This window comes from Anaeromassilibacillus sp. An250 (assembly GCF_002159845.1).
Lineage (GTDB): Bacteria > Bacillota > Clostridia > Oscillospirales > Acutalibacteraceae > Anaeromassilibacillus > Anaeromassilibacillus stercoravium.
Genome location: NZ_NFJK01000036.1, coordinates 1 through 14,241, shown reverse-complemented (window position 1 = coordinate 14,241; position 14,241 = coordinate 1). Strand labels below are relative to the sequence as shown.

Annotated in this window: 3 protein-coding genes; all 3 read left to right on the top strand. The window is 55.3% G+C overall.

The window, feature by feature from the left end; all coding sequences use genetic code 11:
* On the top strand, positions 1 to 1,740 hold a 1,740-nt coding region (locus B5F54_RS16675), incomplete at its 5' end, for an FIVAR domain-containing protein (RefSeq protein WP_207651982.1).
* Between the two features lie 426 nt (positions 1,741 to 2,166).
* Entirely contained in the window at positions 2,167 to 8,370 is a 6,204-nt protein-coding gene (locus B5F54_RS16670; RefSeq protein WP_087235282.1) for an MGH1-like glycoside hydrolase domain-containing protein, read from the top strand.
* A 607-nt stretch (positions 8,371 to 8,977) separates the two neighbouring features.
* Positions 8,978 to 14,179, top strand: a complete 5,202-nt coding sequence (locus B5F54_RS16665; RefSeq protein WP_087235281.1) for a beta-L-arabinofuranosidase domain-containing protein — start codon at positions 8,978 to 8,980, stop codon at positions 14,177 to 14,179.
* Positions 14,180 to 14,241: the final 62 nt, after the last annotated feature.

Below are 14,241 nucleotides of genomic sequence, written 5' to 3'. Positions count from 1 at the left end.
AACACAACAGACGGTAACTATGCAGCGATCCGTTCGGTGATCGTAGACGGCGAAGACTACGGCACCATGTCGTTCTCAATCACATTTGAAAATGTATTCTACCGTTCGCCGCGCATGAGAATGCATCTGACCGAAGGCGAACACACCATTACATTTAGCTACAATTACGGCGGCAACAACTACGACCAGAACATGAACATCAACCGGAACAACCTGGCGATGGATCAGCTGATTCTGGAAAATATCCGTAGTGAGGGAAGCGTAACGGCCGAACCGCAGCTGTTGACGGTACAGTGGAGCGGCAACGCATCGATGAGCGTCGAGGGCAATGCGGAGGCAATCATCTCCACAGATGCGATCTATGGCGCGAAGGTACAGCCGGGCGAAGAGCTGGTCTTCACCTTCACCCCGACCAAGGACGGGTTCTCCGGAGCGCAGCTCAACGGCGAGGACATCCCGTTTGAGGCGGACGGCTTTACGTACACCTTCACGATGCCGAACGAGGGCACGACCCTGCGCTTCACGTTCACAAGCGTGGATAAGAGCATCCTGGGAGCTGTCCTGGAGCAGGCCAACGCCGTGCCGCGGGACGTCATCGACGGCCTGGTGCCGGAGGCGAAGGAGTTCTTCGAGAACGCCCTGGAGAATGCGCAGACCGTTTATGACAATACGAATGCCACCCAGGAAGAGGTCAACGAGGCTTGGAGCGACCTGCTGGATGCGATGCACCTCTTGGAATTCGAAGCGGGCGATAAAGAAGTCCTGCTGCCGCTGATCAACATCGCGGAACAGCTGGCGGAGCGTCTGGACGAGTTCAAGCCGGGCACGACCGAGGGCTTCGAGGAAGCGCTCAACGCGGCGAAGGACGTCTATGCCGAGGAGAACCCGCTGAAGGCGGACGTGGACGAGGCATATGACAACCTGCAAGCAGCGATTGAAAAGTTGGAATTCCGTGCGGATATGAGCGAGCTGCAAAGCTTGGTGGACGAAGCGAACACCCTCGACCCGGACGACTATATCCAGGATGAGGCGTTCGATACCTTCAAGAGCGTGCTGGCAGAGGCGGAAGAACTGCTCGCGAATGCGAATGCAGACCAGGCCGACGTGGATGCAAAGGCCGAGGCTCTGACGAGAGCGATGGCAGCCCTGCGCAAGATCCCGAGCAAGGATGAGCTGAACAAGCTGATCGCCGAGATGGAGCAGAAGGATCTGGACGGCTACACCGACCGCAGCGTGGCAACCTTTAAGGCAGCGCTGAGCGTTGCGAAGACGGTTGCCGCGGATGCAAATGCAGACGAGCAGGCGGTTGCAAAGGCATATACCAACCTGGAAGCTGCCGCGAATAACCTGGTCAAGGCGGAGAAGCCGAGCACAGGCAACAGCGGCAAGGGCAGCACGTCTGCCAACATCGGCAACGCATATGGCGCAGCGGGCGTGGTATCCGCAGCCCAGGGCGTGACCAGCCAGAAGGCGTATGTGGTTTCCGACACGACGGTCAACTTCACGTTGAAGAGAGGCAGCGCATACTGCTTCAAGATGACGGTTGTCAACGGCAACGCCATGACGCCGAGCTTCACGGTCGGCAACGGCGATGTGCTGAAGACGCAGTTCGTGGCGAAGATCGGCAACGACTACTATTACAGAGTCTATGCGATCGGCACGCCGGGCCAGAGCACGGGCGTTTACACCACCCTGCCGGGCAATGCTCCAGTGAAACACTGTGCCGTGACGATTGGATAAGTGCTTTCGTAGACAAATGTTGTGCGTCTGATTGGCAGATCGGAAACAACAAAATAAAAGGGAAGGCTTCTTCCCGAGAACAGCAAGGCCCCAACCCCGGGAGTTCCCAGGGTTGGGGCCCTTTCTATAATTCTCTGCTTTTTTCACATCTAAATGTAGAACAATGAGTTCGCCTGCCTTTAGGAAGTTTTTCGCTTGCTCCTGTCCGGGGTTTTCCGACGCAGGGGCTTTTTACATTTTTCAATTTTTTTAAAATTGTTAATTTGTTTCTTAAAAATTGTCATATAGTGAAAAAATTATATTATAATCATCCATATAATAGAACGTCTGCCAATGAAAATACTTCATAAAGAGGGAGGGGTGCTTTGGTTCCAAATGAAATTTAGCGGATAGGAAGATGTATATGTGTAGAAAGAGAGGAGCGAAATGAAAAAACGAAATCGCATATTGGCGCTGCTCTTATCAGCAACCATGCTTTTGGGAATGGCCCCTGTCAGCACAGCGTGGGGTGCGGCCGAAGAGCCGGAGATTGTAGCGGGCGGCTATGAGATTGACATGGACGACTTGCCAAAGGTGTATTTTTCGGAGCATCCGGAATGGCAGGATCTCTATGAAGAAGCATGGCACACCCACAAAAACAACATCAAGAAAGCTTCCACGAGCATCAACCCCAACGACGTCTATTTTGTGGACGAAGCGTTCAATGAGGAGATCTATGCCTGGGATACCATGTTTATGATGATGTTTGATAAATATGGATATAACCAGTTCCCCACATTGAACTCCCTGGATAATTTTTACTATAGCCAGTACGAAAGTGAAATGTATGAAGTGGCGGAAGTCGTAGGCGCGTTCTGGGCCGGCTCCATCAACAACAGCTACTACGACAACACACGCAAACATCACAACAATGGCGTGGGGCAAAAGCCGGAAAACGATACAACAGGCCTGTCGGATACGGAGATGAAAGAACAGGCCTTTGTGGACCAGCTCAACGAAAACCGGCAGGGCAATACAGCCTATGTCGAGTGGAAACCGGATGAAGGCCAGGAGAACAACGGCTATCCCGTTTTCGCTGCGGAGCCGTATTCTGAACCAGAGGCCCTATCCTTTGCAGGCGACGGCAGCGAAGAAAACCCCTACCGCATCACTAGCGTGGCAGACTTGGAAGAGCTCGCGCGCCGTGTCAACAGCGGGGAAGAAGACACGGAAGGGAAGTTCTATCTTCTGACGAACGACCTGGTTTTGACCGGGGAAAACAACCACACGCCGGTTGGCAGCGAAGAGCATAAGTTCCGCGGGACCTTCGACGGCGGCTTCCATACCGTCACCGGTATGCGCATCGATACCGATGAGATGACACAGGGCCTGTTCGGATTTGTCGAGGGCGGCACGGTGAAAAATGTCGGCGTTGTGGATGCGGAAATCTACTGCGAGCAGAACAGCGGCGTTATTGCAGGACAGGCAAAAGTCAATGCGTCGATCCTGAACTGCTTTGTGCGGGATTCCAAGCTCAAGTGCGTCGATTTCCTCACGAATGGCATGGCCAATAAGAATAACAATGTCGCCGGCGGCGTGGTCGGTATGCTGGAAAGCGGCAGCGTGGTCGGCAACTGCTACAGCGTCAACTGTTCGGTAGAGGGACGCAATTATGTGGGCGGTCTCGTGGGCCTTGTGCGCGAAGGTTCCCCGGTGGTCGATAACTGCTACAGCAGCTCCGATGTGCTTTTTAACGGCGACGGGTATATTTTCCGCAAGCGCTATGAAAACAACGGCACGACCTACTACGACTATGCGGATGTCACCGGTTTGAACCCGCCGCTATGGGCTTGGGCAGAGTGGGAGCAGTATAAGGTCCATGGGGATAAGTCCCGTTTTACCACCGTTATCCAAGGGCCTGGGCAGCAGCCGAAGACCATTTTTGAGCGTCTGGTTGCCCATTATGAATTTATTGACCGGGAAAAGAAGATGGCCAGCGGCCTCTATGGAAAGACCAGCGGCGACGCCAACGGGTTTGACGACACCCCCAACCAGGATTGGCCGTGGGTGACGGCTACCGCCGGCAAGGGCGAGCAGACCTATAACGACCTGAGCATTCAAGAGGCGCAGTTTGCATATTACCTCGCCTTGATTGCCGAGGAAATCGGCGAGACCGAGCAGGCAGAGCATTTCCGGCAGGAGTTTGAGCGCCTTTCCGGGTTGATCAATGAAAAGCTCTGGTCGGACGAGCTGGGGTTCTATTTCAACCTTGCCCCCGACGGCGTGACGCAGACCAATGTTGCAACACCGACGGGCCTGTGGGCGCTTGCCGCACATGTTGCAACACCGGAGCGCGCCGAGAGCTTGGTGGAAGATTATGCGTTGAATTCGGAAAAGATGTTCCGTCCAAACGGATTGTCGACCGCCAGCTACGACGACCCGGCCTTCCGCCCGAAGGGAAAATACTGGAATGGCAGCGTCTGGGCGCCCGCCTCTTATCAGTATATCAAGGGCTTGAGCGAGTATGGCTACAGTGATGTGGCCTTTGAGGAATCGATCCGCCATGTGAATAACCTGTGCCGGGTATACGAAAAAGGCTATAACGGCCAGCATACGTTCTGGGAATGCTATTCCCCGGATTACACACGGCCCGCCACCACGAAACAGGATGACGGCAACAGCCGCCCGAACTTTGTCGGATGGACCGGCTGCCTGGCGATCGGAATTGTGATTGAGGATATCCTAGGCGTAACGCTTGACGGCCCTCACGATACCATCAATTGGGACATCCATCTCACCGAGGCCAACGGGATTGAAAACCTTTGGATGCGCGACAACGATCTGAATGTCAACCGCGTATCGCTGCATGCTGCGGAGCGCACGAACGCTTCTTCGGCTGTTGAAATTACCGTGGAAGCGGAACGCCCCCTGACGCTCAATGTCCGCAACGGCGGCGAGTTCCATGCATTGGAAGTACCGGCTGGGCAGAGCAGCTTTGTCATCCCCGGCACGGGCGATGCGGACGAAGAGCCGTATATGATGATGGCGGATGCGGAGCAGCTGACCGGCGTGGAAGAGGCGCTCACGAAAGAGGCGCTGGATCAAAACGCGCTGGATTACGTCGTATTCTCCGCGGAAGAAGACGCCAGCATCACCGACGGCATTCAAAACCGCGTCAGCAAAAATGGCCTTCTTTACAACATCAATTCGATCGGCTATCGCTCCAACCTGACGGTTCAGGACGACGCCTTTATGCAGTCCCTCGGCTTTGACGGCGCGCAGGCGCTTGTGAAAGAGAGCAATGCCGATGGGGAAGAGGGCTTCATGATGATGGCCCCGGCGGACAACGGCTTGCGGACGATGAAGGTTTTGGTTGGCGTGAAGAACGCCACAGCGACATTGACCGCATGGATTTCCGACGCATCACAGCCGTCTGTCAGCCAGCAGATCGCCGCGGGAGATGCGGAAAAGACCTATCTGTTGGAAATCCCCTATCGCGCAGCGGGCGACGGCAGAAACCTCTATGTGGAATACCGCGTCAATACGAACAGCTCCGACGCGCAGATCTCCCTCAAGGGGATTGTGTTGGAGGGAGGCGGGCGCATGATCCCGAAGCCTCCGGCCTCCATCCAGGTGGAAGGCGGCGACGGTTCGTTGACGGTGGATGTTCCCGATGAAGCGTATGAGCAGTATGTGATTTATCTCGGGACCAGCGAAGGCGATTGGTCTCAGAGCTATGTTGTGGACGCGCTTCCCTACACCGTGGACGGCCTCGAAAACTACCAGCGGTATTATGTCGCGGTCAGCACCATCCAAAATGGCGAGGAGAGCAACAAGAGCCAGGTGTCCAGCGTCGTGCCGGAGCCGGCGGGCACCACGGACGAGGACCGCGCAAGGGCGGATATTCAGGCCGCATTGCCGGAGCTCCTCAATGGCAATCCGGATTTCGAGCATATCAGCGGCGCCCTGAATTTCCAAGTGACGGGCCCGATCTACGGCAGCGCGCTGACCGTTACATCCAGTACAGCGGACGGGCGTCTGGGAATCATGGCGGATGGGTCGGTCAATCGTCCGGTGTATCCGATGGAGGACCGGGAGGCCACCCTGACCATACAGGCCGTGTACAACGATGCCCAGGTACAGGTGGATCAGCCCGCGACCGTCCTTGCGTCAAATCCGGAGACAGACGCCTATGTGAGCGGTTCTTCCTACCCGATCCGTGCAACATTGAATCTGACAGAAGAGGGAACCAAGGATTGGGTTCAGTTCTGCAGCAAGGAAGACACCGAATATGCAAGGAAAAATATCGCCGAGCCGTTTATCACCAACTTTGTCCATCTGGACGACGGCTATACGGAAGTCACAGGGGACGCGCCCTTTATATACGTCTATGAGGAATCGGACGTAGCAGAGGGCTTGAAGCCGCAGAATGTCGGCGCAATTGTCTCCAAGTTTATTGGCAATGGATTTACATTTGATCTGCCGTATAGCGAAAACATGCAGAAGGTAAAGGTCTATGCAGGATGCTATAAGGCAAAGGGCATTGTGGAACTGCTGATTAACGGCCAAGTGATGTTCCGCGACAATGTTACGGTGAACCAGAATACCTTGGATATCAACAGCTTCCGTGCATTTGACATCAATTTCAAAGCGGCAAGCCCGGATGACAAGATTACTATCCGCTTTACGACCGAGGAATCCTATACGACGAGCGGCAACGGCGGAAGCATTATTTTGGCCGCGGCCACGCTCCAGGATATCGATGAATCCATCTGGCAGAACGTACAAGCAGAAGGCGAGACGCAGATCGAAGCAGAGGACTATACGCAGAAGAGTGCAGCGGCAAACGTAGAGGACTGCGGAGAAGGCGGCCAAAATGTCGGCTCCCTCAATGCTGGGGAATGGCTGCTCTATCAGATCCAGGTGGAACAGTCCGCTCCTTACCAGTTGAGCTTCCGTATGGCGGCGATGAACGAAGTGGACCCGCAGATGGAGATTCTGGTGGATGATGAACCGGTCGCGCTGTTCAGCCAGCCTGTACAGACCGGCGCATGGCAAACTTGGGACACCTTCGTGATGGAAGAACCGGTTTTCCTGGAAGAGGGAGCGCATACATTGGAGTTCCGCTACCAGAATTCCGGGACAAATTTGAATTGGTTTACCCTCAATCCGCTTGCGGTGGAAGATCGCCTTCTGACGGTACAGTGGGGTGGCAACGCATCGATGAGCGTCGAGGGCAATGCAGAAGAGATCATTTCTTCCGATGCGATCTACGGCGCAAAGGTACAGCCGGGCGAAGAGCTGGTCTTCACCTTCACCCCGACCAAGGGCGCGTTCTCCGGAGCGCAGCTCAACGGCGAGGACATCGAGTTTGCAGCGGACGGCTGCACGTATACCTTCACGATGCCGAACGAGGGCACGACCCTGCGCTTCACGTTCACAAGCGTGGATAAGAGCATCCTGGGAGCTGTCCTGGAGCAGGCCAATGCTGTGCCGCAGGACGTCATCGACGGCCTGGTGCCGGAGGCGAAGGAAATCTTCACCAACGCCCTGACAAATGCACAGACCGTTTATGGCAACGTGAATGCCACCCAGGAAGAGGTCAACGAGGCGTGGAGCGACCTTCTGGATGCGATGCACCTCTTGGAATTCGAAGCGGGCGATAAGGAGATCCTGCTGCCGCTGATCAACATCGCGGAACAGCTGGCGGAGCGTCTGGACGAGTTCAAGCCGGGCACGACCGAGGGCTTCGAGGAAGCGCTCAACGCGGCGAAGGACGTCTATGCCGAGGAGAACCCGCTGAAGGCGGACGTGGACGAGGCATATGACAACCTGCAAGCAGCGATTGAAAAGTTGGACTTCCGTGCGGATATGAGCGAGCTGCAAAGCTTGGTGGACGAAGCGAACACCTTCGACCCGGACGACTATATCCAGGATGAAGCGTTCGATACCTTTACCACGGTATTGGCAGAGGCAGAGGAACTGCTTCTGAACGCAGACGCAGCGCAGGCCGACGTGGATGCGAAGGCCGAGGCCCTGACGAGAGCGATGGCAGCCCTGCGCAAGATCCCGAGCAAGGATGAGCTGAACAAGCTGATCGCTGAGATGGAGCAGAAGGATCTGGACGGCTACACCGACCGCAGCGTGGCAGCCTTTAAGGCAGCGCTGAGCGTTGCGAAGGCAGTTGCGGCGGACGAGACCGCAGACGGCCAGGCGATTGCAAAGGCATATACCAACCTGGAAGAGGCCGCGAATAACCTGGTCAAGGCGGAGAAGCCGGGCATGGGCAACAGCGGCAAGGGCAGCACGTCTGCCAATGTTGGCAACGCATACGGCGCAGCGGGCGTTGTATCCGCAGCCCAGGGCGTGGCCAGCCAGAAGGCGTATGTGGTTTCCGACACGACGGTGAACTTCACCTTGAAGAGAGGCAGCGCATACTGCTTCAAGATGACCGTGGTCAACGGCAACGCCATGACGCCGGGCTTCACGGCCGGCAATGGCGAAGTGCTGAAGACGCAGTTCGTGGCGAAGATCGGCAACGACTACTACTACAGAGTCTATGCAACCGGCACGCCGGGCCAGAGCACGGGCGTTTATACGACCCTGCCGGGCCAGAACGCGGTCAAGCATTGTGCGGTGACCATTGGCTAAGTGCTTTCGTAGTGCTTCCAATATGGAGCGGAAAGCAAACTCTTTGCGGTTTGCTTCCGTAGGGAACGCCGTAGGCGCGAAAAGACGCCGTGCGTCCGCCGTAGGCGCGAAAAGACGCCGTGCGTCCGCCGTAGGCGCGAAAAGACGCTGCGCGTCCGCCGTAGGCGCGAAAAGACGCTGCGCGTCCGCCGTAGGCGCGAAAAGACGCTGCGCGTCCATTGCACGGTAACGATTGCATAATCGTAGACCGGGCATCTAAATAAAAAGGGAAGATTTTCCCGATAAACAACAAGGCTCCTGTCCGGGAATCTTTCCCGCGACAGGGCCTTCTGTGTTTTCCATCCATATTCGAATGGACTCAATTGAAGAGCATAGAGCTGTATTGTAGGAGATATTTTCTATTTCTATAATAAGTTTTATATGAGAAACGTTCCTTTTTCTAATTCATACATAAATGTTAAAAAATTGTATAATTCTACTTGTTTTTTATAAATACAAGCTGTTTTTTTATGATTATGATTGGGGTAAGAGAGAAAATCAAAGGGGAGGAGGCATCTAATCGTTTGTAACCAGAAGATTTTAGGGAGCATGTGAAAAGGAGGATTTTATGAAAAAGAAACTGGCAGCGTGCCTGTTAAGTGCAACCATCCTGTTTTCCAGCGTGTCTACGGCATTTGCCGCCGTGCCGGCAAACGCAGAGCCGCAGGAACCCGCCAAATCGGTGGATTTCACCCACGTAAAAATTACGGATGATTTTTGGACAGCCCGCCAAAAGCAGTTCATCTGCAAGGTTATTCCCACTGGAATAGCCAATGTAGAAAAGGCGACGGGTGGCATCCCCAATATCATCAATGCCGCCAAGATGCACCGCGGGGAAGAATACGATGCGTTCCAAGGCGCGTTTTATGTGGATTCGGACGTCCATAAGGTGTTGGAATCCATGTGCTATGCCCTGCAAATCGACCCCATGGGGGACCAGGAGATCATCGACGGGCAGCAGTATATCCGCGACAAGCTGGAAGAATGGATCCCCTATTACGTGGACGCACAGGAGGAAAACGGATATTTTGATACGTATTTCATCCTGGGAGCCAATGGAAATACGCCCAAGTGGTGGGACTTCAATCTTCATGAGCTCTATTGCGCAGGCCATTTCTATGAAGCGGCCGTAGCACATTACCGCGCGACAAATGGGCAGGACACCCGCCTGTTTGATATGGCTATCAAGAACGCGGATTATGTGTGTTCGCTGTTCGGCGAGGGAAAATGGAAGCAGGTGCCGGGGCATCAGGAAATTGAGCTTGCCCTCGTAAAACTGGCAAACCTCTGCAACGAGATCGGCGGCGAATACGCCGAAAAAGCGCAGAATTATATCACATTGGCGGAATTCTTCCTGGATACCCGCGGGGACTACGAAGGACGGCATGGCACCAACCACAACAACCAGTATGACCAAGACCATTTGCCCGTAGCGGAGCAGAGGGAAGCGGTCGGCCATGCGGTGCGCGCCGGCTATATGTATACCGCCATGGCGGACATCAACCTCTTGGAGCAGGACGGCCGGTACGACGAGGCGCTGCTTGCCCTGTGGGATGACATTGAAAACAAAAAGACCTATGTCACCGGTGGAATTGGCTCCAATCCGTCCAACGAAGGATATGGAAATGCATACGACCTTCCCAACGACACCGCCTATTGCGAAACCTGCGCCAACATTGCAAACGTGATGTTCAACCAGCGCATGAACCTGCTCTTCGGGGACAGCAAATATGCGGATATTGTGGAGCGCGGCCTGTACAACAGCATCATCAGCTGTGTAAACTTTGAGGGCGACACCTTCTTCTATGGCAACCCCATGAGCAGCAACGGCAATAAGCACCGTTCAGAGTGGTTCGGCACGGCATGCTGCCCGCCGAACTTGATGCGTACAGTGGAGTCTTTGGGCGGCTACATCTATACCCAACAGGGCGATGTGATTACCCAAAACCTCTATATCGGCAACAATGCATCCATCAATCTCGGTGAAGATACGATTGGCCTGCATACAGAGACCGATATGCCTTGGGAGGGGACGGCCTCCATCACCGTGGAAGTGGACCAGCCGACGGAATTCACCTATCGCCTGCGTATTCCTTCCTGGGCAACCGACGGAAACACCCTCTCGATCAATGGGGAAGAGATTTCCGCAGAACCGGATGAACAGGGCTACGTCGTCTTGGACCGCGTCTGGAATGACGGCGATACGATTGATTTGAACTTTACGATGGAGACAAAGCGCGTCTACTCCGATCCGCGGGTGGAAGCAAACCAGGGGAAAGTCGCGATTAAGCGCGGCCCCATTGTCTATGCGGCGGAAGCTGTAGACAACGAGTATGCCATCAACCAGTACTATCTGCCGAAGGACGCCACCTTCACCACCAAGTGGGTAGATAACCTGGAAGATGAAAAATTTGACCGCCCCATTGAGTACCCGCCCTATGTGGAGGCGAATTTGAGCGAAGATTTCGAAGACGCCGAAACTGCCTCTGCGCGCTGGACAAAAGTGGGCGATGAAGAGAACATCGAGATCGCCGATGGAAAGGTTCACATAGCCAAGGGACTCAACAATAAGCTGGTTGCAGGCGACGAAGCATGGAGCGACTTCGCTTTGGAAGCGGAAATCACGCTGGGGCAGGATGGCGTAGATTCCGGCAATGCAGGCGTATTGATTCGTTCTACACAGGAAGGCTCCGGCGCCGATAATTACCATGGCTACTACTTTGGCATCGGGTTGGAAGGCGCAGAGTACGGCAAAGCCAACGGCAGCTGGACACGGTTTGGGAAAAAGACCTATGATATTGAACTCGGTAAGACCTATACCCTGAAGGTGCTTGCTTACCAAAATACGTTCCTGTTCTTTGTCGATGGCGAGCAGGTCGGCTCCTTTAAGGACTTGGAGCACCAGGCAGGCAGAATTGGCTTGCGCAGCTATAACCGGGAGGCCGAGGCCGACAACATAACCGTACGGCCCTTGACGGAAGAGGAAATTGCCTTGACACAGGCGCCGAGCGAAGACCCGTACCATGTGAAACCGGCCATGCAGGTTGTGGCAAACGCCAAGGTGCAGATCGGCGACGAAGATATAGATGCGCCTCTGGTGATGACGCCCTATTATGCGTGGGACAACCGTGAAAGCGGCGCTATGGCAATCTATTTGCGTGAAGATCGTATCGTTTTCCCATTGGAAAGCTACGCGACGCCTTCCGCCTCCGGTGTCTCCCAATACGACACCATCGAGGCGTTGAACGACGGCACAGACGCACGGTGGACCTCTTACCAGACCCCGCTCAATCCGTGGGTGCAGTATGACTTTGATGAGCCGGTCAGCCTGTGGGGATGCGACGTCAAGTGGTATGACGACAACGGCGGCGTCCAGATCCCGGATGGATTGGAAATCGTCTATTGGAATGGCGAAGAATTTGTCCCGGTGACGCCGGCCCGCGAATACAATTATTTCACAAAGAATGCATACGATTCCTACGAATTTGATCCCATTGTCACCACGAAGATTCGCCTGAATATCAAGAACGATGTCAAGAATGTCGCCTCCGGTATCATGGAGTGGAAGCTTCAGGGAGAACGGGGCGAGGTTGACTTTACAAATGTTCCTCTCACAGAGGTCTATTACGGAGATAAACCGTATGCAACGGAATACAATGTGCTCAATGTAACCGACTTTACGCCGGTGACTGCGCAGAATTTCCGCATCCTGATGGATGGGCATAAGCCGGTCGGCATGAAGGAATTCCGCCTCCAGAAGACGGATGGAACCTACGCCGAACAGGATGCAGCGGTCAGCGCATCGTATACCTGTACCACTACCAGTCTGGATGCGGTCAACGACGGCGAAGGTTGGGAAACCTCCGCTGAGAATGGCAATCCAAAGGGCACCTGGTCGACCTACCCGAACGCTGGGGAGCACTGGGTACAGTACAGTTTTGATGCCCCCATCGAAGTTCAGCAGGCGGAAGTTTGCTGGTACCGTGCCTGGGACGACGGCGTGATCGTACCGGACACCTGGAAGATTCAGTATGAGAAGGACGGGGAATGGGTGGATGTGCCGCACAGCACACTGGCCCTGCCGGGCTTTGACAACAGCGTGATGGAGTATACCGTGGAAGTATCGTCCGAAAATGGCGTTCCGAACGTGGGCGCGAAGGCCGAAGCATCCTATGCACGGATCTCCATTGAACAGGCGGAAGCGATCCCCGGAACCGCCAAGATTACCGTCTGGGCATCGGGTGTTGCAGATAGCGAGCGCACCTATTTGATCCACTTTGTGGAAGAAACCATCCCCACCGAACCGCAGCTGCTGACGGTACAGTGGAGCGGCAACGCATCGATGAGCGTCGAGGGCGAAACGGAGGAGATCATCTCCACAGATGCGATCTACGGCGCGAAGGTACAGCCGGGCGAAGAGCTGACCTTCACCTTCACCCCGACCAAGGACGGGTTCTCCGGAGCGCAGCTCGACGGCGAGGACATCGAGTTTGCAGCGGACGGCTGCACGTACACCTTCACCATGCCGAACGAGGGCACGACCCTGCGCTTCACGTTCACAAGCGTGGATAAGAGCATCCTGGGAGCTGTCCTGGAGCAGGCCAACGCCGTGCCGCAGGACGTGATCGACGGCCTGGTGCCGCAGGCGAAGGAATTCTTCGAAAACGCCCTGGAGAATGCACAGACCGTTTATGACGATGCGAACGCCAACCAGGAAGAGGTCAACAAGGCGTGGAGCGACCTGCTGGATGCGATGCACCTCTTGGAATTCGAAGCGGGCGACAAGGAGATCCTGCTGCCGCTGATCAACATCGCGGAACAGCTGGCGGAGCGCCTGGACGAGTTCAAGCCGGGCACGACCGAGGGCTTCGAGGAAGCGCTCAACGCGGCGAAGGACGTCTATGCCGAGGAGAACCCGCTGAAGGCGGACGTGGACGAGGCATATGACAACTTGCAGGCAGCGATCGACAAGCTGGAAATGCGTGCGGATATGTCCATCCTCCAGAACACGGTGAACGAGGCGAACGGCCTTGACCTGAACCTCTACATCGACGACGAAGCCATGGCGGCCTTCAAGACGGTGCTGGCAGAGGCGGAAGAACTGCTTCTGAACGCAGACGCCGGCCAGGCCGACGTGGATGCAAAGGCAGTGGAGCTGTCCAATGCAATGGCAGCCCTGCGGAAGATCCCGAACAAGGATGAGCTGAACAAGCTGATCGCCGAGATGGAGCGGAAGGACCTGGACGGCTACACCGACCGCAGCGTGGCGGCCTTTAAGGCGGCATTGAGCGTTGCGAAGACGGTTGCCGCGGATGCGAATGCAGACGAGCAGGCGGTCGCAAAGGCATATACCAACCTGGAAGTTGCCGCGAATAACCTGGTCAAGGCGGAGAAGCCGGGCACGGGCAACAGCGGCAAGGGCAGCACGTCTGCCAATGTTGGCAACGCATATGGCGCAGCGGGCGTTGTATCCGCAGCCCAGGGCGTGGCCAGACAGAAGGCGTATGTGGTTTCCGACACGACGGTGAACTTCACCTTGAAGGGAGGCAGCGCATACTGCTTCAAGATGACGGTTGTCAACGGCAACAACATGGTGCCGAGCTTCACGGTCGGCAATGGCGAAGTGCTCAAGACGCAGTTCGTGGCGAAGATCGGCAACGACTACTATTACAGAGTCTATGCCACCGGCACGCCGGGCCAGAGCACGGGCGTTTACACCACCCTGCCGGGCCAGAACGCAGTGAAACATTGTGCCGTGACGATTGCGTAAGAGCTTTCGTAGGACTTCCTACGTGGAGCACAAAACAAACCAATTGCGGTTTGCTTCCGTAG